Source organism: Haematobacter genomosp. 1 (assembly GCF_002196855.1).
In the GTDB taxonomy this organism is placed as follows: Bacteria; Pseudomonadota; Alphaproteobacteria; order Rhodobacterales; family Rhodobacteraceae; genus Haematobacter.
On the sequence record NZ_NIPW01000003.1, the window covers coordinates 89,829 to 113,927 of the forward strand.

23 protein-coding genes are annotated in these 24,099 nt (G+C 67.6%); 16 read left to right on the forward strand and 7 right to left on the reverse strand.

Going from position 1 to position 24,099, the window contains the following annotated elements; all coding sequences use genetic code 11:
- Positions 1-43: 43 nt before the first annotated feature.
- The 5 genes from CDV49_RS00540 to rsfS all read right to left on the reverse strand — a co-directional run bounded on the left by CDV49_RS00540 (position 44) and on the right by rsfS (position 5,394).
- A complete protein-coding gene (locus CDV49_RS00540; protein ID WP_088213631.1) occupies positions 44-1,387 on the reverse strand; it encodes a S41 family peptidase in 1,344 nt (447 codons plus the stop codon).
- Positions 1,384-2,577: a murein hydrolase activator EnvC family protein gene (locus tag CDV49_RS00545; RefSeq protein ID WP_306424927.1), complete on the reverse strand. Its 1,194-nt coding sequence runs from the start codon at positions 2,575-2,577 to the stop codon at positions 1,384-1,386. The genes CDV49_RS00540 and CDV49_RS00545 overlap by 4 nt, the downstream gene beginning before the upstream one ends.
- Positions 2,578-2,594: 17 nt before the next feature.
- Complete coding sequence (gene gpmI / locus CDV49_RS00550) at positions 2,595-4,115, reverse strand: 2,3-bisphosphoglycerate-independent phosphoglycerate mutase (RefSeq protein ID WP_088213632.1); 1,521 nt, start codon at positions 4,113-4,115, stop codon at positions 2,595-2,597.
- Positions 4,116-4,316: 201 nt separating this feature from the next.
- Positions 4,317-4,784: a 23S rRNA (pseudouridine(1915)-N(3))-methyltransferase RlmH gene (rlmH, locus tag CDV49_RS00555; RefSeq protein WP_088213633.1), complete on the reverse strand. Its 468-nt coding sequence runs from the start codon at positions 4,782-4,784 to the stop codon at positions 4,317-4,319.
- Positions 4,785-4,914: 130 nt separating this feature from the next.
- Complete coding sequence (gene rsfS, locus CDV49_RS00560) at positions 4,915-5,394, reverse strand: ribosome silencing factor (protein WP_373447774.1); 480 nt, start codon at positions 5,392-5,394, stop codon at positions 4,915-4,917.
- Positions 5,395-5,614: 220 nt separating this feature from the next.
- On the opposite strand from rsfS, the gene CDV49_RS00565 reads away from it, so the two are divergent.
- The 9 genes from CDV49_RS00565 to CDV49_RS00605 all read left to right on the forward strand — a co-directional run bounded on the left by CDV49_RS00565 (position 5,615) and on the right by CDV49_RS00605 (position 14,391).
- Positions 5,615-6,160, forward strand: a complete 546-nt coding sequence (locus CDV49_RS00565; RefSeq protein ID WP_088213634.1) for a glutathione peroxidase — start codon at positions 5,615-5,617, stop codon at positions 6,158-6,160.
- A 426-nt stretch (positions 6,161-6,586) separates the two neighbouring features.
- Positions 6,587-8,029: a 3-isopropylmalate dehydratase large subunit gene (leuC, locus tag CDV49_RS00570; RefSeq protein WP_088213635.1), complete on the forward strand. Its 1,443-nt coding sequence runs from the start codon at positions 6,587-6,589 to the stop codon at positions 8,027-8,029.
- On the forward strand, positions 8,029-8,634 hold the full coding sequence (gene leuD / locus CDV49_RS00575) for a 3-isopropylmalate dehydratase small subunit (RefSeq protein WP_088213636.1): 606 nt from the start codon (positions 8,029-8,031) through the stop codon (positions 8,632-8,634). The genes leuC and leuD overlap by 1 nt, the downstream gene beginning before the upstream one ends.
- A gap of 164 nt (positions 8,635-8,798) precedes the next feature.
- Complete coding sequence (locus CDV49_RS00580; RefSeq protein ID WP_088213637.1) at positions 8,799-9,977, forward strand: endonuclease/exonuclease/phosphatase family protein; 1,179 nt, start codon at positions 8,799-8,801, stop codon at positions 9,975-9,977.
- Between the two features lie 66 nt (positions 9,978-10,043).
- A complete protein-coding gene (gene leuB, locus CDV49_RS00585; RefSeq protein WP_088213638.1) occupies positions 10,044-11,144 on the forward strand; it encodes a 3-isopropylmalate dehydrogenase in 1,101 nt (366 codons plus the stop codon).
- Positions 11,145-11,588: 444 nt separating this feature from the next.
- Complete coding sequence (gene mtgA, locus CDV49_RS00590) at positions 11,589-12,326, forward strand: monofunctional biosynthetic peptidoglycan transglycosylase (protein ID WP_088213639.1); 738 nt, start codon at positions 11,589-11,591, stop codon at positions 12,324-12,326.
- A gap of 96 nt (positions 12,327-12,422) precedes the next feature.
- Positions 12,423-13,088 (forward strand): FtsZ-binding protein FzlA, encoded by a 666-nt coding sequence (gene fzlA / locus CDV49_RS00595; RefSeq protein ID WP_088213640.1) that lies wholly within the window; start codon positions 12,423-12,425, stop codon positions 13,086-13,088.
- On the forward strand, positions 13,069-14,124 hold the full coding sequence (gene queG / locus CDV49_RS00600; RefSeq protein ID WP_088213641.1) for a tRNA epoxyqueuosine(34) reductase QueG: 1,056 nt from the start codon (positions 13,069-13,071) through the stop codon (positions 14,122-14,124). The genes fzlA and queG overlap by 20 nt, the downstream gene beginning before the upstream one ends.
- A 69-nt stretch (positions 14,125-14,193) precedes the next feature.
- Positions 14,194-14,391, forward strand: coding sequence for a hypothetical protein (locus CDV49_RS00605; RefSeq protein ID WP_088213642.1), 198 nt, complete (start codon positions 14,194-14,196; stop codon positions 14,389-14,391).
- Between the two features lie 110 nt (positions 14,392-14,501).
- Here the strand turns inward: CDV49_RS00605 and CDV49_RS00610 are convergent, their stop codons facing one another.
- Positions 14,502-15,371, reverse strand: coding sequence for a branched-chain amino acid aminotransferase (locus CDV49_RS00610; protein WP_088213643.1), 870 nt, complete (start codon positions 15,369-15,371; stop codon positions 14,502-14,504).
- A gap of 129 nt (positions 15,372-15,500) precedes the next feature.
- Here CDV49_RS00610 and CDV49_RS00615 point away from each other — a divergent pair, with 129 nt between their 5' ends.
- From CDV49_RS00615 to CDV49_RS00640, 6 genes are all read left to right on the forward strand, one after another.
- Positions 15,501-16,064 carry a MarR family winged helix-turn-helix transcriptional regulator gene (locus CDV49_RS00615; protein ID WP_088213644.1) on the forward strand — a complete coding sequence of 188 codons (564 nt, stop codon included), beginning with the start codon at positions 15,501-15,503 and terminating at the stop codon, positions 16,062-16,064.
- Between the two features lie 5 nt (positions 16,065-16,069).
- Entirely contained in the window at positions 16,070-16,765 is a 696-nt protein-coding gene (locus tag CDV49_RS00620) for a response regulator (protein WP_088213685.1), read from the forward strand.
- Between the two features lie 238 nt (positions 16,766-17,003).
- Positions 17,004-17,240, forward strand: a complete 237-nt coding sequence (locus CDV49_RS00625; RefSeq protein WP_088213645.1) for an exodeoxyribonuclease VII small subunit — start codon at positions 17,004-17,006, stop codon at positions 17,238-17,240.
- Positions 17,241-17,245: 5 nt separating this feature from the next.
- On the forward strand, positions 17,246-18,115 hold the full coding sequence (locus tag CDV49_RS00630) for a polyprenyl synthetase family protein (protein WP_088213646.1): 870 nt from the start codon (positions 17,246-17,248) through the stop codon (positions 18,113-18,115).
- 10 nt (positions 18,116-18,125) lie between these two features.
- The gene (gene dxs / locus CDV49_RS00635; RefSeq protein WP_088213647.1) at positions 18,126-20,042 is read left to right on the forward strand and encodes a 1-deoxy-D-xylulose-5-phosphate synthase; all 1,917 of its coding nucleotides are present in this window, start codon (positions 18,126-18,128) and stop codon (positions 20,040-20,042) included.
- Positions 20,043-20,143: 101 nt separating this feature from the next.
- The gene (locus CDV49_RS00640) at positions 20,144-21,361 is read left to right on the forward strand and encodes an MFS transporter (protein ID WP_088213648.1); all 1,218 of its coding nucleotides are present in this window, start codon (positions 20,144-20,146) and stop codon (positions 21,359-21,361) included.
- Here CDV49_RS00640 and CDV49_RS00645 read toward each other — a convergent pair.
- Entirely contained in the window at positions 21,341-22,204 is an 864-nt protein-coding gene (locus CDV49_RS00645) for an SDR family oxidoreductase (protein ID WP_088213686.1), read from the reverse strand. The two genes, CDV49_RS00640 and CDV49_RS00645, sit on opposite strands and share 21 nt — an antisense overlap.
- Positions 22,205-22,293: 89 nt before the next feature.
- On the opposite strand from CDV49_RS00645, the gene ade reads away from it, so the two are divergent.
- Positions 22,294-24,099, forward strand: coding sequence for an adenine deaminase (gene ade / locus CDV49_RS00650; RefSeq protein ID WP_088213649.1), 1,806 nt, complete (start codon positions 22,294-22,296; stop codon positions 24,097-24,099).

Below are 24,099 nucleotides of genomic sequence, written 5' to 3' on the forward strand. Positions count from 1 at the left end.
GCCGGGCGGTCCGTCCGCGTGTCCTGTGCCGTGCAGCGCCGCCTTACTGCGGCAGTTCGAGCGCGGACAGCCCTTTCAGGATATCCACGGCATAGGCGAGTTGATAGTCCTCCGTCCGCAGTTTCGCGGCGAGCTCGGCCTGATGCTGCTCCTCCTGAAGCTGCTTGCGTTCGTCATCCGTCATGCTGTCGTTGGTGATCGCGCCGCGAAGGTCGGCTTCCGAGCGCATCCGCGCCGCCAGCGTGTTGGGCGTGCCCTCTTCCTCCGCTGCGGGTTTGGGCGGCGGCTGCTCCACCCAGATGTCGGGCGAGACGCCGAGGGACTGGATCGACCGGCCCGACGGCGTGTAGTAGCGCGCCGTGGTCAGCCGCATCGCCCCGTCGCCCTTGAGCGGGATCACGGTCTGCACCGAGCCCTTGCCGAAGGATTTGGTGCCGACGACCACCGCGCGGCGGTGATCCTGAAGCGCGCCCGCCACGATCTCCGATGCCGAGGCGGAGCCGCCGTTGATCAGCACCACCATCGGCTTTGCCCCGGTGATGTCGCCGGCGGTGGCGTTGTAACGCTCCCCGTCCTGCGGGTTGCGCCCGCGGGTTGAGACGATCTCCCCCGATTCTAGGAACGCATCCGACACCTTGATCGCCTGGGTGAGCAGACCGCCGGGGTTGTTGCGCAGATCGAGCACGACGCCTGACACCTTGTCCGCGCCGCCGGCCTCCTCCAGCATCTTCTTGTAGCCGTCCTCAAGGTTCTGGAACGTCTGGTCATTGAAGGTGGAGACGCGGAGCACAACCGTGGAGCCCTGCATGCGGGCGGTAACGGCGGTGAGCTTGATCGTGTCGCGGGTCAGCGTCACGTCGAACGGCTCGGGCTTGTCCTTGCGCACGACGGTGATGGTGATCTCCGACCCGATGGGGCCGCGCATCATGTCGACCGCCTGATCCAGCGTCAGGCCCATGACGGTGTCGCCATTCACATGGGTGATGTAGTCGCCGGACTGGATGCCCGCCTTGTCAGCCGGGCTGCCGTCCATGGGGGAGACGACCTTGACGAAGCCCTCCTCCTGGGTGACCTCTATGCCGAGGCCGCCGAATTCGCCCTTGGTCTGCACCTGCATGTCGCTGAAATCGTCGGGCGCGAGATAGCTGGAATGCGGATCGAGCGAGGTGAGCATCCCGTTGATCGCCGCCTGGATCAGCTTCGAGGTATCCACCGGCTCCACATACTGGGCGCGGATCCGCTCGAAGATGTCCCCGAAGAGATCGAGCTGCTGATAGACGGAAGCATTCTCCTTGGCTTCCTGCGCCACAAGCGGCCCTGCGACCTGCGTGGTGAGCAGCACCCCGGCAACCGTGCCGCCGAGCGCGGCCATCACGAACTTCTTCATGGAAACATCCTTGTCTCAGCGAACCACTCGGCGGGGTCCACGGGCGACCCCCCCTGCCTGACCTCAATGTAAAGCGTCTCCGGGGCCGTCGCGCCAGCGGCTTGTGCATCCGGGGGGGCATCGTTCACGACATTCTGTGCACCTGCGACATTTCGTGCGCGGCCGGCGATATCGGCGGAGAGTTCGGCAGTGCGGGTATCCTCGCCTCCCATCAGGCCCACGGGAGAGCCTGCGGGCACGACCTGCCCGATGCGGCCGTAGGCCTCTCCCAGCCCGGCCAGCACCATCAGATAGCCCGCCGCCGGTTCGAGGATCACCACGTTGCCATAGCCGTCGAGCGGGCCGATGTAGCGAATCGTCGCCGATGCGGGCGTCACCACCAGCGCGCGGGGCGGGGCGGCCACGATCATGCCGGGGCGGCTCACGCCCGCCGCGTCGGGCTCCCGGTAGCCGCGGAGCAGCTCGCCCGCCACCGGCAGCATGAGGTCGCCCTTGACCGAACCGAACGGCCCTTCGCCCGGGGTCACCTTCTCTCCGCCCGCAACGGCTTCGGCGAAGCTGTCGAGCGTATCGTGGCTCTCGATCAGCGCGCGGAGCACGGCGGGGTCTTCGGTGAAGCGCTGCGGCAGGTCACGCCGGTCGGAGATCGCCTGCGCCAGATCGGTGCGCGCGGTCTGCGCGGCGCCAAGGCCCTTTTCCAGCATCTCGGTGACCTGCTGCTGGAGGGCGCGCAACTCCCCCAGCTCCGCCAGTTCCTGCCGGAGCGTATGCGTCTCCGCCTCCAGCGCCGGGGCAATGTCGCCAAGGATCATCGCCGCCTGCGCCGCGCCGAGCGGACCGGCGGGATGCAGCACGCGGACCGGGGCGGGATCGCGGCTCATCCCCGTCATCACGCCCACCAGCCGGGAGACGCGCTCCCGCTTTCCGTTCAGGTCGGCACGGATTTCCGCGTCCCGGTAGGTCACGCGGCGCAGCGCCTCCCGCGCGGCGGCCAGACCGTCCTCATAGGCGCGGATGGTGAGGGTGAGGGCCGCGACCCGGTCCTGCGCGCCGGTCGCGGTGTCCAGGCTGTCGATCGCCGCCGCGAGCGATGCCGCCGCCGAACGCGCGGCATCGGCCGGATCGTCCTGCGCCCTGAGCGGCGTGGCCAGACCGAGCGCGAGAAGCAGGGGCAGCGCGATCTGCCGCATGGCCGTCCCGGAACCGCTCATCGCCGCACGAGGCTTTCGCCGGTCATCTCCACCGGCTTCGGCAGGCCCATGAGGTCCAGCACCGTCGGTGCGAGATCGGCGAGCCTGCCCGGCGCCAGCGACACCCCCTCAGGTCCGCCATGAAGGATCACCGGAACGGGGTTCGTGGTATGGGCCGTATGCGGCCCGCCCGTCACGGGATCGACCATCGTTTCGCAGTTGCCATGGTCGGCGGTGACGATCAGCGCCCCGCCTGCGGCATCCACGGCGGCGATCACCCGGCCCAGCCCCCGGTCCACCGTCTCGCAGGCGGCGATGGCGGCGGAGAGGATGCCGGTATGGCCCACCATGTCCGGGTTGGCATAGTTCACCACGATGAGGTCGTAGCCCTCCCCGATCGCGGCGATGAGGTGATCGGTCACCTCATCCGCCGACATTTCGGGTTGCAGGTCGTAGGTCGCGACCTTGGGGGATTTCGCCATGTAGCGGTCCTCCCCCGTCATCGGGGCTTCCCTGCCGCCGTTCAGGAAGAAGGTGACATGGGGATATTTCTCCGTCTCCGCGATATGGAACTGCCGCAGCCCATGATCCGCCACCCAGGAGGCGAGCGTGTTCACGATGTCCCGCTTGGGGTAGGCGGTCGTCATGTAGGCGTTGTGGGCATCGGAATATTCCACCATCCCGAGCAGCGCCGACCAGTCGGGCCGCGGCCCGGTGTCGAAAGCGTCGAAGCCGGGCGCGCCGATGGCGGCCATGATCTCGCGCGTGCGGTCGGCCCGGAAATTCAGGGAGAAGAATCCGTCGCCATCCTGCGCGCCCGCATAGCCGCCGATGATCGTGGGCCGGATGAATTCGTCGGTTTCGCCCCGCGCTGCGGCTGCGGCCACGGCGGTCGCGGCATCCGGCGCGCGCTCGCCGCCGCCCCGCACGATGGTGTCATAGGCAAGGCCCACCCGCTCCCAGCGGTTGTCGCGATCCATGGCGTAATAGCGGCCCGAAACCGTGGCGATCTCCGCTCCGGCGGGCAGCCGCGCCGCCAGATCGGCGATGAAGCCGGGGGCGGAGGTGGGCGCCACATCCCGCCCGTCGGTGATCGCGTGGACGAGCACGGCGAGCCCCGCCTCCGTCGCGGCACGGGCCGCGGCCAGCACATGTTCGATGTGACCATGCACGCCGCCGTCGGAGATGACGCCCATCAGATGCACCCGCCCGTTCGCCGCCCCCACACGCGCGAGGAAAGTGCGGAGGGCCTCATTGGCGAAGAAGCTGCCATCCTCGATGGCGAGGTCGATCTGTCCCAGATCCATCGCCACCACGCGGCCGGCGCCGATATTGGTGTGGCCGACCTCCGAATTGCCCATCTGCCCCGTCGGCAGGCCCACGTCCGGGCCGTGGGTGATGAGCGTCGCATGCGGAGAGCCGGTCCACAGCCTGTCGAAATTCGGCGTGGCGGCCAGCGCCGGGGCATTCGCCTCCCGCTCCTCCCGCAATCCCCAACCGTCGAGAATGCAGAGAACCACGGGCTTTATCGACGGCATGAAGGGCTCCTTGGCTGGCAAAGGCGGATGGCAACGGCCGGGTCGCAGGCGTTCTACGCTCCGCCGCTGCGCAAGGCAACTCCGCCGCCCTTCGGTGACGGTTTCGTGCGGCGGCCGCTGTCAGTGGTCCGGCGGTCGGCGCGCCGGGGGCGGCGCCTGACCGGGCGGGGCGGAGTGCGGGGGGATTTCAGGCGCGTTGGTTCAGGAGCGGTGGTAAGGGGTTCCGGCGACGATGGTCGCGGCGCGGTAGAGCTGTTCGGCCAGCATCACCCGGACGAGCATATGCGGCCAGACCATCGTGCCCAGCGAGAGGGCGGCGTCGGCCCGGTCACGGAAGGCGGGAGACAACCCGTCCGCCCCGCCGATCACGAAGGCCACATCGCGCCCCTGGTCGCGCCAGCGGACAAGCATCGCCGCGAAATCGGGGGAGGAGGGCATCTGCCCCCGCTCGTCCATCACGACGGTCAGGGCACCGGCGGGCAGGCTGCGTTGCAGAAGCTCCGCCTCCGCGGCCATGCCACCGCCTTTGCGGTCCTCAACCTCCGCGACTGTCGCGGGGCCAAGGCCGTGCGGACGACCCGTCCGGTCGAAACGCGCGAGATAATCCGACACAAGCTCCGCCTCCGGGCCGCTTCGAAGCCGGCCCACGGCGCAAATCTGCACTTTCACGGCGCGTCATATCTCCCGGCACCGCAGATGCGGCACCCCTCGGCCAAATCGTTCTCACCGTCGTCGGGCAGAGGCTCCGTCGTCGAGGCTCCCGCAGGTCGCCGGCAGAACGTCAAGGCAGGTCGATGGCTCAGGCGGCGCGGGGGCCGGTGGGCATCCACATCTTCTCGAGCTGATAGAACTCGCGCACTTCCGGGCGGAAGACGTGAACGATGACATCGGCCGCGTCGATCAGCACCCAGTCGCCCTGTTCCTTGCCTTCGATCTTGCAGGAGCGACCGTAGTCCTCCTTCAGACGCTCGACGAGCTTGTCGGCGATGGCGGCCACCTGACGCGACGACCGGCCGGAGCAGATCACCATGTAATCGGCGACCGACGACCGGCCCCTGAGGTCGATCGTCACGATCTCCTCGGCCTTGTCGTCATCCAGCGAGGCGACGATGCGGGACAGGACCTCCTCACTGGAGGGCTCTGCGATTGTCCCTTCGGGTGCGGCGCTCAAGGCCGTGGCTCCCGGAGCGGTCTTGGCGCCGACCGCGGGCGATATGTACGACAGGACATTGTCCTCCTTATCTGCGCGCCCGATCCTCCCCGGCGCCGGGACGCTTATCCATTTAACACTTCGACGGCGATTTCTCAATGCACAGCGGCCCCGGATTCGTGCCGCCGCCGCCGCGATTTTCCTTCTCCCGCGCAGAAGTGATGACCTCCCGACGGGCGGGGGTGACGGCGGGGCGCGGCTGGGGCATGGTGCATGGCGGCATCCGGGGGGGCAGCATGCGCGACGCCCTGCCGGAAAGCCGCTGACAAACCCCTGCCGGAGACCCTCCATGGATACGCTCACCACCCTTCCGCTCACCCGCATCGACGGCAGCCCCGACACGCTTGGCGCCCATGCCGGCAAGGTGCTCCTCATCGTCAATGTCGCGTCGAAATGCGGCCTCACCCCGCAATATGCCGGGCTGGAGGCGCTCTACGAGGGCAAGAAGGATCAGGGCTTCGAGGTGCTGGGCTTCCCCGCGAACGACTTTCTGGGTCAGGAGCCGGGGTCGGACAGCGAGATCGCTGAGTTCTGCTCCCTCACCTATGACGTGAGCTTTCCCATGTTCTCCAAGATCTCCGTGGCCGGAGAAAATCGCCACCCGCTCTATACCGCGCTGATCGGGGCGATCCCGGAAGCGGAGGGCGAGGGGCCCTGGCGCGCCCGGCTGGAGGGCAAGGGGATCGCCATGAACCCGCGGCCCGAGGTGCAATGGAACTTCGAGAAATTCCTCATTTCCCGCGATGGCCAGGTTGTCGCCCGCTTTGCCCCCGATATTCCGGCGGACGATCCCCGCATCGTCGCGGCGATCGACGCGGAGCTGGCGAAGGGCTGATCCGGTTCCGCAGGGCGTTTCGACAGGGCGTTTCGACAGAGCGGCTCGGGGGAGGTCATCCCTCCCGGCGAAGCTGCCCGTGACGGGCAGCGAAGCGGTGCCGGTCCATCCAGTCCCGCAGGTGCGCGCAATAAACTTGCCCGTTGCGCGCATCTGCCATCCAGTTGTTGCGCCGTGCGGCGGTGGGTGCTTGCCTGCCGCCGGAAATGCGGCTATGAGAGCGGCCATGAGAGGCTTCGTCTATTTCAATATCCACGACCGCGCACGGCTTCCGGGCCGTTTCTTCGGCGTGGAGCATTCGATCCTCGGGCGACTTTGATCGCGCGGGCGGCGCCGTCACGCGTCCGCCCCATGCGCCTTGCGACACCCTTCCGAAAAGCCGCGCGCATTGCCGCGCAACAGCCATTCCGAACGGAGTGAATTCCGATGTCAGCCGACACCGTCAGCCGCGGTCCCCGCACGCTTTATGACAAGATCTGGGACGATCACGTCGTCCACCAGTCCGAAGACGGCACCTGCCTTCTCTATATCGACCGGCACCTCGTGCATGAGGTGACCTCGCCGCAAGCCTTCGAGGGGCTGCGGATGACGGGCCGCAAGGTTCGCGCGCCCGAAAAGACCATCGCCGTGCCCGATCACAACGTTCCCACCACCTGGGACCGTGAGAAGGGCATCGACAACGAGGAATCCCGCATTCAGGTCGATGCGCTGGACAAGAACGCCCGCGATTTCGGCGTGGTCTATTATCCGGTGAACGACATCCGGCAGGGGATCGTGCATATCGTCGGGCCGGAGCAGGGCTGGACGCTGCCCGGCATGACCGTCGTCTGCGGCGACAGCCATACCGCGACGCACGGGGCCTTCGGCGCGCTGGCGCACGGGATCGGCACGTCGGAGGTGGAGCATGTGCTGGCCACCCAGACACTGATCCAGAAGAAGTCGAAGAACATGAAGGTGGAGATCACCGGGAGCCTCCGCCCCGGCGTGACCGCCAAGGACATCACGCTCTCCGTCATCGGCGCCACCGGCACGGCGGGCGGCACCGGATATGTCATCGAATATTGCGGTCAGGCGATTCGCGAACTGTCGATGGAAGGCCGGATGACCGTCTGCAACATGGCGATCGAGGGCGGCGCACGCGCGGGCCTCATCGCGCCGGACGAGACGACCTTCGCCTATGTCATGGGCCGGCCGCATGCGCCCAAGGGCGCGGCGTGGGAGGCGGCGGTCGCCTACTGGAATACGCTCTTCACGGATGAGGGCGCGCATTACGACAAGGTGGTCACGCTCCGCGGAGAGGATATCGCTCCCGTCGTCACCTGGGGCACCAGCCCGGAGGACGTGCTGCCGATCACCGGCATCGTGCCGAACCCAGAGGATTTTCCGGGCGCAAAGGCGGAAGCCGCGCGGCGGAGCCTCGACTACATGGGTCTGACGCCCGGAACCCCGTTGTCGGAGATCCCGATCGATGCCGTGTTCATCGGCTCCTGCACCAATGGCCGGATCGAGGATCTGCGCGCCGCCGCCGCCGTGCTGAAGGGGCGCAAGCTCGCCTCCGGCGTGCGGGGCATGGTGGTGCCGGGATCGGGTCTCGTGCGGTTGCAGGCGGAGGAGGAGGGGCTGGCCGACATCTTCCGCGCGGCGGGCTTCGAATGGCGGCTGGCGGGGTGCTCCATGTGCCTCGGCATGAATCCCGATCAGCTCGCCCCTGGTGAGCGTTGCGCGGGCACGTCCAACCGCAACTTCGAGGGTCGCATGGGCCGCGGCGGACGCACACACCTGATGAGCCCCGCCATGGCCGCCGCCGCGGGTATCGCGGGCCATCTGGTGGACGTGCGCGAACTGACCGGCGAAAGGGAGACTGCCTGATGGACCGCTTCACCACGCTGACCGGGGTCGCCGCGCCGATGCCGCTGGTCAATATCGACACCGACATGATCATCCCGAAGCAGTTCCTCAAGACGATCAAGCGGACGGGGCTGGGCAAGAACCTGTTCGACGAGATGCGCTATGAGGCCGACGGGTCGGAGAAGCCGGATTTCGTGCTGAACCAGCCCGCCTATCGCAATGCGGAGATCATCGTCGCGGGCGACAACTTCGGCTGTGGCTCTTCACGCGAGCATGCTCCCTGGGCGCTTCTGGATTTCGGCATCCGCTGCGTGGTCTCCACCAGCTTTGCCGACATCTTCTACAACAACTGCTTCAAGAACGGCATCCTGCCGATCGCGCTTCCGCAGGAGCAGGTGGATCGGCTGATGGATGATGCCCGCCGCGGCTCCAACGCGCGGATCACGGTGGATCTGGAGGCGCAGACCGTATCCGCCTCCGATGGAGAGGTGTTCCACTTCGAGATCGACCCGTTCCGCAAGCACTGCCTGCTGAACGGTCTCGACGACATCGGGCTGACGCTGGAGAACGCGGGCGACATCGACGCCTATGAGGCCAAGACCCGCATGTCCCGCCCCTGGGCCTGACCGGCTCGCGGGCTGCCGGAAAGCCCGTCAACGGTCGGGGCGGCGGGACACCGGGCCGGATCCCCGTGCCGAAGACGGGATTTTCCGGCGGCCGTCTGCGCTAACTCGGGGCGTTTCGGGCGCGTGTTAACCGCGTCTTAGGGAAGTCGTGACATCCTGCAGGGATGCTGCGGCTTCTTTTTCTTCTGCTCCTCGTCACACCCGCCTATGCGGGTGACCGGCTGCGGCTTGCGCAATATACGACCGAACTCACCCGTGACGGGCCGGGCCTGCTGTATCGTGACCTGCTGAAACCGGGCGCGCCGGGGGTGGAAACTGCGGTGCGCCGGATCGTGGCGGCGGGGGCGGATGTGCTGCTGCTGTGCGGCATCGATTGGGACCACGACGGGCTGGCGCTCGACGCCCTCGCGGATCGGGTGCGGGCGGCGGGCCTCGACTATCCGCATCGGCTGGCGCTCCGGCCGAACACCGGCATGGCGACGGGGCTGGATCTCGATGGCGACGGGCGTCTGGGCGGGCCGGCCGACGCGCAGGGGTTCGGGAATTTCAGCGGGGAGAAGGCAATGGCCCTGCTGTCCCGCCTGCCCATCGCGCGAGAGGAGATCGTCGATCACAGCGCGATGCTCTGGCGCGACTTTCCCGGTAACTTTTCCCCCCTGACCGGCCCGGCGGCGGCGGCGCAAAGGCTCTCCACCACCGGGCATTGGCAGGTGCCCCTTCTGTGGGGGGCCGGGCGGGTGACGCTGCTGACCTGGTGCGCAGGGCCGCCAGCCTTCGGCGGGGAGACCAGCCTGCGCCGCAATCACGACGAAACAGCGATCTGGGGTGCACTGCTGGACGGACGTCTTGGTCCGCCGCCTTCTGCGCCCTTCGTGCTGATGGGGGACGCCAACCTGGATCCCGAAGGCGGCGATGGCATGCGGCAGGGCATGGCGCGCCTTCTGGCCGATCCCCGTCTGGCCGATCCCCGCCCTGCCGATCCCGAGGGAGGCACGGCGACGGCAGACTGGACCGTGCTCCGCTCCGGCAAGCCGGGGCCCGGCCGGTTGCGTGTGGACTATGTCCTACCCTCCCGCGATCTGACGCTTCTCTCCGCCGCTCTGCTCCCGCCGGAGGGGGAGGATCGCCATGCCGTCGTGGTGGTGGATGTGGTGCTCCCCTCGCCGCGCGTGGAGGCAGCCGATGGAGTAGTCCCGCAGCACTCCGGCGATCCGCTTCCGTCGCCGCAGGCGGAGCGAGCGACTGCCCGCAGGCCGGGATCGGACGTCCCGACGCCTCCCGCAGAGACGGCCGGCGGCATGCGGGACGGGTCGGTTCGGCGGGAGTCCGCAGCCCCGTTCTGATCCACGCCGCTTGACCGGCGGAGGGACGAAGGCTAGGCCATCCCGGCGCATTAGGAGGAATTGTCCATGTCTAACCCGTCGCTTCTCATCCTGCCCGGCGATGGCATCGGCCCCGAAGTGATGACCGAGGTCCGCAAGGTCATCGACTGGTTTGCTGGTCAGGGCCTTGTCTTCGACATTCATGAGGGTCTTGTCGGCGGCTGTTCCTATGACGCGCATGGCACGCCGCTCACGGACGAGACGATGGAACTGGCGCAATCGGTGGATGCGGTGCTGCTCGGTGCAGTGGGCGGGCCGAAATACGATGTGCTGGACTTTTCGGTGAAGCCGGAGCGGGGGCTGCTGCGCCTCCGCAAGGAGATGGACCTCTACGCGAACCTCCGGCCTGCACAGTGCTTCGACGCGCTGGCCGATTTCTCCTCGCTCAAGCGCGAGGTGGTGGCCGGGCTCGACATCATGATCGTGCGGGAGTTGACCTCGGGCGTCTATTTCGGCGAGCCGCGCGGCATCTTCATCGAAGGCAATGAGCGGGTGGGCATCAACACCCAGCGCTATACGGAATCCGAGATCGCCCGCGTTGCCCGCTCCGCTTTCGAGCTGGCGCGGCGGCGCAACAACAAGGTCTGCTCGATGGAGAAGGCCAATGTGATGGAATCCGGCGTTCTGTGGCGTGAAGTCGTCCAGAAGGTCCACGACGACGAATACCCTGACGTGGAGCTGACGCATATGTATGCCGATGCCGGTGCCATGCAGCTCACCCGCTGGCCGAGGCAGTTCGACGTCATCGTGACGGACAACCTCTTCGGCGATCTGCTGTCAGATCTTGCCGCGATGCTGACCGGCTCCCTCGGCATGCTGCCCTCCGCGAGCCTCGGTGCGCCGATGGCCAACGGGCGGCCGAAGGCGCTCTATGAGCCGGTGCACGGCTCTGCGCCGGATATCGCGGGGCAGGGCAAGGCCAACCCGATCGCCTGCATCCTCTCCTTCGCCATGGCGCTGCGTTACTCCTTCGACCGTGGTGCGGAGGCCGACCGGCTGGAGCGCGCGGTGGAGAAGGTGCTGGCCGATGGCGACCGGACGGCTGATCTGATGCAGGCGGGCGACCGTGCGCCGCTCAGCACCTCGCAGATGGGCGATGCCATCGTCCGGGCGCTGGCGGAGGTCTGACCGGCTTCCCCGGAGCGCCTGCCGCGGCATGGCCCATGGCATGTCGCGCGCCCTCCTGCACGTAGGAGGGTGGGCCGCGTGCCGGCGGCCCCCGCAGGCGTGTCCGACATCGCCTTGGCGGCCGCGGCATCACCCCGCGGTCCATCCCGCGTGCACCCCACCGCGCAGCGCCTGCCCGCGATGGTCGGGGCCGACCGTTTTGTCATGCACCCGTATCCGCCGGTGAGGGGGGCGATCACGCGGGCGGCAAGTCCCGACGCACGTGCGGGGGGACTTGCCGCTGATATTGGCGTAGGGCGGAGAGGCAGTGGATGTCCCCGCACGTGCATCGGGACTCGCGTCGGCATCCGGTCGGGTGCCGCTCATAATCCACAGCGGTCGTTTTCCATATCCGCACATCATGTCGCACTTGACCGGTGAGACGCCACATGGTCTGGCTCCGCCATGGCGAAACCCGCAAAGACCGCCCGTTCGAAGGCCGCTTCAGCCCCCGCGCGCGTCCGCCTCGCGCCCGGCCGGAAGGACATGGCCCGCTGGGCGATCCGCGGGGGGATCGGGCTGGTGGCCGTGCTGCTCGCCGCTGTGCTGTTCTTCTCGCTCTTCAATCCGCCCACGACCATCTACATGGCCGCAGAATCCCGTAGGCTCGGCGGGGTTGAGCAGGAATGGGTGGATTTCGAGAACGTGGCCCCCGTAATGGCCCGCTCCATCGTCGCGGCGGAGGATGCGAATTTCTGCCTGCACTGGGGCTTCGACATGGGTGAGATAAGGCGTGCCATTGATGCGGGCGGCCAGCGTGGCGCCTCCACTATCAGCCAGCAGACGGTGAAGAACGTCTACCTCTGGCAGGGCCGCTCTTGGCCGCGCAAGGCATTGGAGGCCGTGCTGACGCCCTTGGTGGAGACGTTCTGGTCCAAGCGGCGGATCCTTGAGGTCTACATGAACGTGGCGGAATTCGGTGAGGGGGTCTTTGGCGTTCAGGCGGCGGCGCAGCACTACTACAATGTCGATGCCGCCCGGCTCACGCCGCCGCAGGCCGCGCGGCTGGCCGCGATTCTGCCGGACCCTAAGGGACGTGACCCGCGTCGGCCGACGGCTTTCGTCCAGCGTCGGGGGGCCGCGATTCAGGACGGGGCGCAGACGATACGCGCCGACGGACGCGCAAACTGTTTCACCGGCTGAGGCGGCTTTCCCTTCGGACGGGATTGAAATTCCCCGCCGCGGGCGCGATGAAAGGCCATTCCGCCCGATACCCATGAAGCGCGAGACGACGCAGCGATGAACAGGCTCTTTCACTTCCCCCTCTCTCCCTTCTCCCGCAAGGTCCGGCTCACGCTCGCGGAGAAAAGGATCGAGGTCGAACTGGTGGAGGAGCGTTACTGGGAGCCGAACCAGGATTTCCTGCGCCGCAACCCAGCCGGCAAGGTGCCGGTCCTGCGTCTCAACAACCGCGTCCTGTCCGAAAGTCAGGCGATTTGCGAATATCTGGAGGAGACGGTGCCGAACCCGCCGCTGTTTCCCAGAAGTCCCGATGAACGGTTCGAGGTGCGCCGCCTCTGCGCCTGGTTCGACGACAAGTTCCACCATGAGGTCACGTCCAAGCTGCTCTATGAGCGGGTGAACAAGAAGATCATGGGTCTCGGCTATCCCGACAGCAAGAACGTCAAGTCGGGCGCGCAGAAGATCAAGTATCATCTCGACTACATGGGCTGGCTGCTCGATCAGCGCCGCTGGCTGGCGGGAGACCTGATGACGCTGGCGGATTTCGCCGCTGCGGCGCATCTGTCCTGCCTCGACTACATCTCCGACGTGGACTGGAACCGGGCCGCCAACGTGCGGGACTGGTATGCCAAGATCAAGTCGCGCCCCTCCTTCCGGTCGCTGCTGGCCGATCAGGTGCCGGGCTTCCCGCCCCCCAGGCACTATGCCGATCTCGACTTCTGAGCTGAAGGCCCGCCTGGTCGCCCAGGCGCTGGCGGAGGGGTTCTCCGCCGCGCGACTTTGCCGTCCAACGGATATTCCCGAAGTGCCGGAGCGATATCGGGCCTTTCTGGACGCCGGGTTTCACGGCCAGATGGGCTGGCTCGCGGAACGGGTGCCCTGGCGGACCGATCCGGCCGCGCTCTGGCCGGAGGCGCGCTCCGTCATCATGTTGGCCGAGAGCTATACACCCGAGGAGAACCCCATGGCCGCCGTCGCGCGGCGGGACAGGGGGGCGATCTCCGTCTATGCGCGGGGCAAGGATTATCACGATCTGGTGAAGAAGCGGCTGAAGCGGCTCGCCCGGTGGCTGATCGCCGAGGGCGGCGGCGAGGTGAAGGTATTCGTCGATACCGCTCCGGTGCCGGAGAAGCCGCTGGCGCAGGCGGCGGGGCTGGGCTGGCAGGGCAAGCATACCAACCTCGTCAGCCGCGAGATGGGCAACTGGTTCTTTCTGGGGGCGATCTTCACCACGCTGGACCTGCCGGTGGACGGGGCGGAGGCGGACCACTGCGGCTCCTGCACGCGCTGCCAGACCGCCTGCCCGACCGACGCCTTTCCCGCGCCCTATCAGCTGGATGCCCGCCGCTGCATCTCCTACCTGACCATCGAGCATCATGGGCCGGTGGAGGAGTCGCTGCGGCAGCGGATGGGCAATCGCATCTATGGCTGCGACGACTGTCTGGCGGCCTGCCCGTGGAACAAGTTCGCCGTCGAGGCGCGGGAGACGCGCTATGCCGCCCGCGAGGATCTGGTGTCGCCGCCGCTGGCGGAACTGGCGCTGTTGGACGATGCCGCCTTTCGCGCCCGATTCTCCGGTAGTCCGATCAAGCGGATCGGACGCAACCGATTTGTGCGCAACGTGCTCTACGCAATTGGAAATTCCGCCGAGAGCCGCCTGATGCCTTCGGCGATGGCGCTCTGCTCCGACCCCGATCCGGTGGTCGCGGAGGCGGCGGAATGGGCCGTGAATCGCCTGTCCATGCAGCGGGATCAGTGACTTTCCGCCACCGGGGCAGACAAAAGGCCGCATCGGCCCTATATTCGCCTCTCCAGGAGGAGAAGGCGCATGACAAAACATATCACCGACCGCCGCGAACCCGGCGAGACCGGGCGGCTGGAAAAATTCGCCGCCTTGGCGCGTGAGCAGGGCGAAGGGCCGCATCCTGCCAGCCTCGAACTGATGAAGCGCACCGGCGCGAAATCCCCCGAAGCCGATGCCCGGGTGGCCCAGTACACGCGTATCGAGCGCGGTCGCGAAGCCTGATCGTCGCAAAGCGGGGCTGACGCGGCTTCCTTGGGGGCTTGTCCCGGCCCGGAAAAGAGCGGGGCGGCCCGTGCGGCACCGCCCCGTCTTTGCTGATCACACCGGGCAGGTCAGGCGCGCACGTGCTTTTCGTAGGTGGAGGCGATGTCGCGGGTAAGGGCGCCCACCTCGAAGTTGTAGTCACCGATCTGGCCCACAGGGGTCACTTCCGCCGCCGTGCCGGTCAGGAAACACTGCTCGAAGCCTTCAAGCTCCGCGGGCAGGATATGGCGTTCGTGCACCTTGATCTGGTTGTCGCGGAGCAGGCCGATCACCGTCTGGCGCGTGATGCCGTTCAGGAAGCAGTCGGCCAGCGGGGTATGCACCTCGCCATCCTTGACGAAGAAGATGTTCGCCCCGGTCGCTTCGGCCACATAGCCGCGATAGTCGAAGAACAGCGCGTCGGAGCAGCCCTTGGCCTGCGCCGCATGTTTCGACATCGTGCAGATCATGTAAAGCCCCGCCGCCTTGGCCTCCGCCGGGATGGTTTCGGGCGAGGGGCGCTTCCATTTGGAGATGTCGAGCTTTGCGCCCTTCATCTTGGCGTCGCCGTAATAGGCGCCCCACCCCCAGGTCGCGATCGCGAGCCGCACCGGATTGCCGATGGCGGAAACGCCCATCTCGTCACCCGCGCCGCGGAAGGCAAGCGCGCGGACATAGCCGTCCGTCAGCCCGTTGGCCTTGAGGACCGCGTCCTTCGCCGCGTCGATTTCCTCGACGGTGAAGGGAATTTCCATGTCGAGCAGGTTGGCCGAGCGGTGAAGCCGCTGGGAATGTTCGGTGCCTTTGAAAATCTTGCCGTTGTAGCACCGCTCTCCCTCAAATACCGCGGAGGCGTAGTGCAGCGCGTGGGTCAGCACATGCACCTGCGCATCCCGCCACTCCACCAGTTTGCCATCCATCCAGATCTTGCCATCGCGGTCTTCGTACGAGCCGGCCATCGGGCCATTCCTTTCGTGTTTCCCCGCCTCGGGGATTTCCTTGGCGAATCTTGCGCGCCTATTTCTCCATATTGAAGAATGTTGCGCGCAAGCCCGGCGGAGCTATCAATTGATTCTTGGAAAGTCAACATGTCTGACGTAAACACGGTGTCCAGACGCAATGGAGCAAGGGAGTCCGGGTTGGCGGAAGGTATCGGCGCATCGCCCGTGCAGGGCGAGGGACTGCTGTTTCTGACGGATGAACAGCTTCGCAAGGGCATCGAGGCGATGTTCTTCGCCTACCGTGGATTTACCGCGGACCCTGACCGGATTCTGGAGCAATACGATTATGGCCGCGCCCATCACCGGGCGCTGCACTTCATTCACCGCTGCCCGGGCACCACGGTCAACAACCTGCTCGCGATCCTCGGCGTGACCAAGCAATCGCTGAACCGTGTCCTGCGGGCGCTGGTGGAGGACGGGCTGGTCGAAAGCCGGGTCGGACGGAACGACAAGCGGGAGCGGCACCTTTACCTGACCGAGCGCGGCACCGTGCTGGAACGCGACCTGTCCGAAGCGCAGCGGGCACGGATGCGCGCGGCCTACCGGGCGGTGGGACCGGAGGCGGTGGCCGGGTTCCGGCAGGTGCTGGAGGCGATGATGGACCCGGAGATGCGCCGGCTCTATGGCGGATTGAAGGAGCAGGGATCGTGACGGAGATTTCCGCGCCGCATCTGCTGATCGTCGATGACGACCAGCGGATCCGCGGCCTTTTGCAAAAATTCCTGATACGGAATGGATTTCTGGTGTCCACCGCGCGGGATGCGGGGCAGGCGCGGCGGCTGCTCGCGGGGCTGGAGTTCGACCTGCTGGTGCTCGACGTGATGATGCCCGGCGAGGACGGGATCAGCCTGACGCAAGCGCTCAGGGAAGATCTCGATACGCCGATCCTGCTGCTGACGGCGAAGGGGGAGGCGGATGATCGCATCAAGGGGCTGGAGGCGGGGGCGGACGACTATCTGACGAAACCCTTCGAGCCGCGGGAGCTTCTGCTGCGCATCAACGCGATCCTGCGCCGGGTGCCTGCCGCCCGCCCGGAGCAGGCGGGCCCGAAGGTCATTCAGCTTGGTCCCGTCCGCTATGACGTGGAACGGGGCGAGATGTGGCGCGGACCGGAGCATGTACGGCTGACGGCGACCGAGGTCGCGCTGATGCGCATCTTCGCGGCCAATCCGGGCGAGGCGTTGACGCGCGAGAAGCTGGTGGAGGATCTGGGGCGCGACAAGGGGCAGGCGCAGGAACGCGCGGTCGATGTGCAGATCACCCGCCTCCGCCGCAAGATCGAGGAGGATCCGCGCCAGCCACGCTACCTGCAGACCGTGCGGGGCGAAGGCTACATGCTGGCGCCCGACTGAGCTGACGTGAACTTGACCGGGCCTGACTGTGCCCGACGGGCACCTGACAAGGCATCTGGCGGGACGGAAAGCACCTGGCGGGACGGAAAACCGGGGGCATCGAACCCCCGGCTTTCCGGCTGCCGCGGGACAGCGGCGGGACATCGGCGGGGTATTGGAGGGACGGATCCCGCGGCGGGGCGGCTCGACTCCGGCGCAGCCTTGTGCTTTCAGGGGCGCGAACCAAGGAGACCGCGCCATGACGCAGCCCGTGACGGAGCTGAGCTTCGAGGAAGCGCTGAAGGAACTGGAGCAGGTGGTGAGCCAGCTCGAACGGGGGGAGGTGGCGCTGGAGGCGTCCATCGCCCTTTATGAACGCGGCAACGCGCTGCGCCAGCATTGCGAGACAAAGCTGCGCGCGGCGGAGGAGCGGGTCGAGCAGATCACGCTCCAGAACGGTCAGCCGACGGGAACGCGGCCGGCCGAGGGACTCTGACACCGATGTTCGAGGAGGCGCTGCGCGCGGCAGCCGGACGGGTGGAGGCACGGCTTCAGGCCGCGCTCTCTCCCATGGGCGATCTGCCGGTGATCGAGGCGATGCGGTATGCGGTCAGCGGCGGCAAGCGCTTGCGGGCCTTTCTGGTCATGGAGGGCGCCCGGCTGCACGGCATTCCGCCCGAACAGTCCGTCCATGCGGCTGCGGCGGTCGAGGCGGTCCATGCCTATTCGCTCGTCCATGACGATCTGCCCGCGATGGATGACGACGACCTGCGCCGGGGCCAGCCGACCGTGCATGTGAAATGGGACGAGGCGACGGCGATCCTTGCGGGCGACGCCTTGCAGACGCTGGCCTTCGATATTCTCTCGCGCCCGGAAACGGCACCGGCCGCGGATATCCGGCTCCGGCTCATCGCGGGGCTGGCGCGGGCGGCGGGCGCAGAGGGCATGGTGCTGGGGCAGGCGCAGGACATCGCGGCGGAGACCGCGGCCCGCCCGCTGACGCTGGAGGAGATCACCATCCTTCAGGCCAACAAGACGGGTGCGCTGATCCGCTGGTCGGCGGAGGCCGGGCCGCTGCTGGCGGGCGCGGATCGGCAGCCGATGCGCGCCTATGCCGAGGCGCTGGGTCTCGCCTTTCAGATCGCGGACGACATTCTGGATGCGGAGGGCGACCCGGCAAAGGCCGGCAAGCGGCTGCGCAAGGATGCGGAGGCGGGCAAGGCCACCTTCGTGTCGCTTCTGGGGCTCGACGGTGCGCGGAAACGTGCCATCTCGCTTGTGGAGGAGGCGTGCGCGGCGCTCACCCCCTATGGGGACGGGGCGGAACGGTTGCGTGACACCGCCCGTTTCGTTATCGCCCGGGAGATGTAGGGAGGCCCCGATGAGCCACAGACCCGTGACGCCGCATCTGGACCGGGTGCGGCTGCCCGCCGACCTGAAAGGGCTGACCGACCGTGAGCTGTCCGCCGTGGCGGATGAGCTGCGCGCCGAAACCATTTCCGCGGTGTCGGAAACCGGGGGGCATCTGGGCGCGGGGCTGGGTGTTGTGGAACTGACCGTCGCGCTCCATGCCGTGTTCGACGCGCCGCGCGACAAGATCATCTGGGATGTCTCCCACCAGTCCTATCCGCACAAGATCCTGACCGGGCGGCGGGAGCGGATCCGCACGCTTCGCCAGAAGGACGGGCTGTCGGGCTTCACCAAGCGGTCCGAAAGCGCCTACGATCCTTTCGGAGCGGCGCATTCCTCCACCTCCATCTCCGCCGCCCTCGGGTTTGCCGTGGCGCGCGATCTGGGCGCGGAGGGCGTGGGCGATGCGGTCGCCATCATCGGTGACGGCTCCATGTCCGCGGGCATGGCCTTCGAGGCGATGAACAACGCAGGTCATCTGGGCAAGCGGCTGTTCGTGGTGCTGAACGACAACGACATGTCCATCGCGCCCCCCGTCGGGGCGCTGTCTTCCTACCTCGCGCGGCTTTATGCGGGCGAGCCGTTTCAGGAACTGAAGGCGGCAGCGCGGGGCGCCGTGCGCTTCCTTCCGCCACCGATGCAGGAAGGCGCGCGCCGCGCCAAGGAAATGCTCAAGGGCATGACCGTGGGCGGCACGCTCTTCGAGGAACTGGGTTTCTCCTATATCGGGCCGATCGACGGGCATGACATGGAGCAGCTTCTGGCCGTGCTGCGCACCGCGAAGGCGCGGGCGCGGGGGCCGGTGCTGATCCACGCGATCACCCGCAAGGGCAAGGGCTATGCCCCCGCCGAGGCCGCTCTCGACAAGGGCCATGCCACGGCGAAGTTCGACGTGCTCACCGGCAAGCAGGCAAAGACCCCGAGCAATGCGCCGAGCTACACCAGCGTTTTCGCAAAGGCGCTGGTGGCGGAAGCGGAGCGCGACGACAGGATCGTCGCCGTCACCGCCGCCATGCCGGACGGCACGGGGCTGAACCTGTTCGCCGAACGGTTCCCGAAGCGCTGTTTTGACGTGGGTATCGCGGAACAACATGCCGTGACCTTTGCCGCCGGGCTGGCGGCGGGCGGGATGAAGCCGTTCTGCGCGCTCTATTCCACCTTTCTGCAGCGGGGCTACGATCAGGTCGTGCATGACGTGGCCATTCAGCGTCTGCCCGTCCGTTTCGCCATCGACAGGGCGGGGCTGGTGGGGGCGGACGGGGCGACGCATGCCGGCTCCTTCGATATCGCCTTTCTCGCCAACCTGCCCGGCATGGTGGTGATGGCCGCCGCGGACGAGGCGGAGCTTGTCCACATGGTGGCGACCGCCGCCGCGCTGGATGACCGGCCTTCTGCCTTCCGCTATCCGCGGGGTGAGGGTGTCGGCGTCGATCTGCCGGAGCGAGGCCAGCCGCTGGAGATCGGCCGGGGCCGTATCGTGTCGGAGGGCAACCGCGTGGCGCTCCTTTCCTTCGGCACGCGGCTGGCGGAGGTGAATGCCGCCGCAGAGGCACTGGCGCAGCGGGGCCTGCGGCCGACGGTGGCCGATGCGCGCTTTGCCAAGCCCTTGGACCGGGAGCTGATCCTGCGGCTTGCCCGCGGGCATGAGGCGATGATCACGCTGGAGGAGGGCGCGGTCGGCGGTTTCGGCAGCCACGTCGCGCAGCTTCTGGCGGAGGAAGGCGTCTTCGACAAGGGCTTCCGCTTCCGCTCCATGGTGCTGCCGGACATCTTCATCGACCAGGCGAGCATGGAGGACATGTACGCCGTCGCCGGAATGAACGCCGCCGAGATAGAGGCGAAGGTGCTGGAAGTTCTGGGCGTCGCGCGGATCGAACGGCGGGCCTGACCCGGCCATTCCCGTGCTGCAATGCAGAAATACCTGACGGACCCCCTTGAATGGCTGGCCGGTTATGCGACATCTCGCCTCAGCAACCGCGGGATCCCGACATGACCGATTCACCCACCATCGCCCAGGCGCCGGTAAGGCTCGTGCTCTTCGCTCTGGCGATGGGCGGGTTTGCCATCGGCACCACGGAGTTCGCGGCGATGTCGCTGGTGCCGTATTTCTCCCCCGCGCTCGGCATCGACGCGGCGACGGCAAGCCATGTGATCTCCGCCTATGCGCTTGGGGTTGTCGTGGGCGCGCCGGTGCTGGCGGTACTGGGCGCGCGGATGCCGAGGAAGCGCCTGCTCCTCATCCTCATGGCGGTTTTCGGGCTGGCCAACGTGGCGGCGGCGCTGTCGCCCAGCTATCCGGTGATGCTGCTGTTCCGCTTCATGGCCGGGCTGCCGCATGGGGCCTATTTCGGCGTGGCGAGCCTGATGGCCGCCTCCCTCGTTCCGCCGAATCGGCGGACATGGGCCGTGTCTATGCTGATGATCGGCCTGACCATCGCCACCGTGCTGGGCGTGCCGATGGCCAATGTGATGGGTCAGACGATCGGCTGGCGCTGGGGCTTCGGCGTTGTGGGGGTGCTGGCGCTCCTGACCTTTGTGCTGATCCTGCGGCTCGCCCCCGATCCCGCAGCCGATCCGGGGGCGAACCCGCTCCGGGAGTTGTCGGCGCTCGGCAACCGGCAGGTCTGGCTGACGCTGCTGACGGGTGCGGTGGGTTTCGGCGGGCTGTTCGCGGTCTATACCTATGTGGCCTCCACCCTGCTGACGGTGACGATGGCCCCGGAATGGGCGGTGCCGATCGTGTTCATGGTCTTCGGCCTCGGCATGACGGCGGGGACGCTGATCGTGGGGCGGATCGCCGACCGGGGGCTGATGGCGACGGCGGCGGGCATCCTGATCTTTTCGGCGGTGATGCTGTTTCTCTATCCGTTCAGCGTCCACAGCCTCTGGACTATCGCGCCCTGCGTCTTCCTGATCGGGGCGGGCGGATCGCTGGGGCTGGTGTTGCAGACCCGGCTGATGGATGTCGCGGGCGATGCCCAGACGCTGGCGGCGGCGCTGAACCACTCCGCCTTCAACGCGGCGAATGCGCTCGGGCCGTGGCTGGCCGCAATGGTGCTGACGGCGGGCTACGGCTTTCCGGCCTCGGGCTTCGTGGGCAGCGCGCTGGCGCTTGGCGGGCTTCTTTTGCTGGGTGTGACCGTCTGGGATGCGCGCCGGTCGGAACAGCGTTCGGGCGTGGCCTGCTCAGTCCAGCCCTGCGAGTGACGGCGACAGGAGCGAGGCAAGCCCCTCCCGATAGGTCGGGTAGCGGAGCGTGACGCCGAGATCGCGCTTGATCCTGTCGTTTCTGACCCGGCGGTTGTCGCGGTAGAAGGCCCGCGCCATCGGCGTCATCTCGGCCTCATCAAAGGGCACGGCGGGGGGGACGGGCAGGCCCGCCATCCGCGCGGCGGCTTCCACCACGTCCTGCGGCGGCGCGGGCAGATCGTCACAGACATTGTAGATTGCGCCCGGATCGGGCCGCGCGATGGAGGCCGCGAGCACCTCTGCTGCATCCTCCACATGGATGCGGCAGAAGACCTGCCCCTCCTTGACGATGCGATGCGCCGTGCCCGCGCGGAGCTTCTCGAACGGGCCGCGCCCCGGCCCGTAGATCCCGGCAAGCCTGAAAATATGGAGCGGCAGGCCCGTCTGCGCCGCGAGCGTCTGCCATGCCTGCTCCGCCATCAGCCTGCGGTCGCGGTGGCCCTCCGTCGCGCGGGGCGGCGTCGTCTCATCCACCCAGCCGCCGCCGTGATCGCCATAGACCCCGGTGGAGGAGAGATACCCGACCCAGGCGAGATGCGGGGCAGCCTTGCCGATCGCCTCTCCCGCCAGCGCCAGAAACGGATCCCCCTCCATCCCCGGCGCGGAGGAGATGAGCAGATGCGTGGCCACCGCCAGCGCGGGACGGAGATCGGCGGGCAGCAGGAGCGGCTCCACCCCGCGCGAGGCGAAAGCCGCGGCCCTTTCCGCGTCCCGGGTGGTGCTGATGATGCGCCAGTCGGGCAGATGCCGCTCCAGAAAGCCGGCCGTGTAGCCGTGGCCGAGCGACAGGAGCGTGGGAATGCGGGATTCTTCGGGGCGAGGCATGGTCATGCCGCGACTGTCATCGCAATATCACTTGAACGCAACGCCGCAGGGTGAAAATCTCGGGCATGGAACGCAAAGTCTCTCCCCTTCAGAGCTGGGCCGATACGGCCCCCCTTCTGGTCGCCGTCGCCGCGGGACGCGCGCCGGCCGATCTGGTCATCACCGGCGGCAAGGTCGTCTCCGTCCACACGCGCGAGGTGCTGGACGGCTGGCAGGTTGCCATCGCCGCCGGGCGCTTTGCCTATGTGGGGCCGGACGCCCGGCATTGCATCGGCCCGGAGACGGAGGTGATCGACGCCGAAGGGCGTTACCTGATCCCCGGTCTCTGCGACGGGCACATGCATATCGAAAGCGGCATGCTGATCCCGGCCGAATTCGCTGCCGCCGTCATCCCGCACGGCACGACGACCATGTTCACCGACCCGCATGAGATCGCGAATGTGCTGGGGCTGGAAGGTGTGCGGATGATGCATGACGAGGCGCTGATGCAGCCCGTCAGCATCTTCACGCAGATGCCCTCCTGCGCGCCCTCCGCACCGGGGCTGGAGACGACGGGTTTCGCCATCAGCGCAGAGGATGTGGCCGAGGCGATGACATGGCCCGGCATCATCGGGCTGGGCGAGATGATGAACTTCCCCGGCGTGATCAATGGCGATCGGCAGATGCTGGCGGAGATCGCGGCGACGCAGGCCGCGGGCAAGACGGTGGGCGGGCACTATGCCTCCCCCGATCTCGGGCCGGCCTTCCATGCCTATGCCGCAGCCGGCCCGGCGGACGATCACGAGGGCACGCGGGTGGAGGATGCCATCGCGCGGACCCGGCAGGGCATGCGGATCATGATGCGCCTCGGCTCCGCCTGGTATGACGTGGAGACGCAGATCAAGGCCGTCACCGAACGGGGGCTGGACCCGCGGAGCTTCATCCTGTGCACCGACGACTGCCACTCCGGCACGCTGGTGAACGAGGGGCACATGAACCGGGTGGTGCGCCATGCCATCACCTGCGGCTGCGATCCGCTGGTGGCGCTGCAGATGGCGACGATCAACACCGCCGCGCATTTCGGGCTGGAGCGGGAGCTTGGCTCCATCGCGCCGGGGCGGCGGGCGGATCTGATCTTTACCTCCGACCTGATGATGCTGCCCATCGAGCGGGTGATCGCGCGGGGCGTGACCGTGGCGGAGGACGGCGACCTGAAGGTGGACTGCCCGCATCTCGACTGGCCGGAGGACGCGCGGCAGACAGTGCATCTGGGCAAGGTGCTGGCCGGGGACGATTTCCTGATCGCCGCGCCCGACGGGGCGAATACCGTCACCGCCCGCGTCATCGGCGTGGTGGAAAATCAGGCCCCGACCAAGGCCCTGACCGTGGATCTTGCCGTCACCGATGGCCGGGTGGAGCCGGACGAGGGCCGCGACGTCGCCCAGATCGCGCTGGTGGAGCGGCACAGGGGCACCGGCGGGGTGGTGAACGGCTTCGTCTCCGGCTTCGGCTACAAGGGGCGCATGGCCATCGCCTCGACCGTCGCGCATGACAGCCACCATATGATCGTGGTGGGCACCGACCGCGACCTGATGGCAAAGGCCGCGAACCGGCTGGGGGAGATCGGCGGCGGCATCACCGTGTGGAAGGACGGCGGGGAGATCGCCTCCGTGCCGCTTCCCATCGCCGGGCTGATGAGCGACCGGCCCGCAGAGGAGGTGGCCGCGGCGGCGGAGCGCATGGTGCACGCCATGGCGGAATGCGGCTGCAGGCTCAACAATGCCTACATGCAGCATTCGCTTCTGGCGCTCGTGGTGATCCCGGAGATCCGTATTTCGGACCTCGGGCTCGTCGATGTCACGACCTTCGAGTTGACGGAGCTTTTCACGTGA

Coding starts and splice junctions, on each gene's coding strand:
- CDV49_RS00580 (WP_088213637.1), top strand. CDS start 8,799: ATGCTGCGGCTTCTTTTTCTTCTGCTCCTCGTCACACCCGCCTATGCG.
- CDV49_RS00630 (WP_088213646.1), top strand. CDS start 17,246: ATGTTCGAGGAGGCGCTGCGCGCGGCAGCCGGACGGGTGGAGGCACGG.
- gpmI (WP_088213632.1), bottom strand. CDS start 4,115: ATGCCGTCGATAAAGCCCGTGGTTCTCTGCATTCTCGACGGTTGGGGA.
- leuB (WP_088213638.1), top strand. CDS start 10,044: ATGTCTAACCCGTCGCTTCTCATCCTGCCCGGCGATGGCATCGGCCCC.
- CDV49_RS00615 (WP_088213644.1), top strand. CDS start 15,501: ATGTCTGACGTAAACACGGTGTCCAGACGCAATGGAGCAAGGGAGTCC.
- CDV49_RS00540 (WP_088213631.1), bottom strand. CDS start 1,387: ATGAAGAAGTTCGTGATGGCCGCGCTCGGCGGCACGGTTGCCGGGGTG.
- CDV49_RS00640 (WP_088213648.1), top strand. CDS start 20,144: ATGACCGATTCACCCACCATCGCCCAGGCGCCGGTAAGGCTCGTGCTC.
- CDV49_RS00625 (WP_088213645.1), top strand. CDS start 17,004: ATGACGCAGCCCGTGACGGAGCTGAGCTTCGAGGAAGCGCTGAAGGAA.
- queG (WP_088213641.1), top strand. CDS start 13,069: ATGCCGATCTCGACTTCTGAGCTGAAGGCCCGCCTGGTCGCCCAGGCG.
- dxs (WP_088213647.1), top strand. CDS start 18,126: ATGAGCCACAGACCCGTGACGCCGCATCTGGACCGGGTGCGGCTGCCC.
- mtgA (WP_088213639.1), top strand. CDS start 11,589: ATGGCGAAACCCGCAAAGACCGCCCGTTCGAAGGCCGCTTCAGCCCCC.
- ade (WP_088213649.1), top strand. CDS start 22,294: ATGGAACGCAAAGTCTCTCCCCTTCAGAGCTGGGCCGATACGGCCCCC.
- CDV49_RS00610 (WP_088213643.1), bottom strand. CDS start 15,371: ATGGCCGGCTCGTACGAAGACCGCGATGGCAAGATCTGGATGGATGGC.
- fzlA (WP_088213640.1), top strand. CDS start 12,423: ATGAACAGGCTCTTTCACTTCCCCCTCTCTCCCTTCTCCCGCAAGGTC.
- CDV49_RS00605 (WP_088213642.1), top strand. CDS start 14,194: ATGACAAAACATATCACCGACCGCCGCGAACCCGGCGAGACCGGGCGG.
- CDV49_RS00545 (WP_306424927.1), bottom strand. CDS start 2,577: ATGCGGCAGATCGCGCTGCCCCTGCTTCTCGCGCTCGGTCTGGCCACG.
- leuC (WP_088213635.1), top strand. CDS start 6,587: ATGTCAGCCGACACCGTCAGCCGCGGTCCCCGCACGCTTTATGACAAG.
- CDV49_RS00565 (WP_088213634.1), top strand. CDS start 5,615: ATGGATACGCTCACCACCCTTCCGCTCACCCGCATCGACGGCAGCCCC.
- leuD (WP_088213636.1), top strand. CDS start 8,029: ATGGACCGCTTCACCACGCTGACCGGGGTCGCCGCGCCGATGCCGCTG.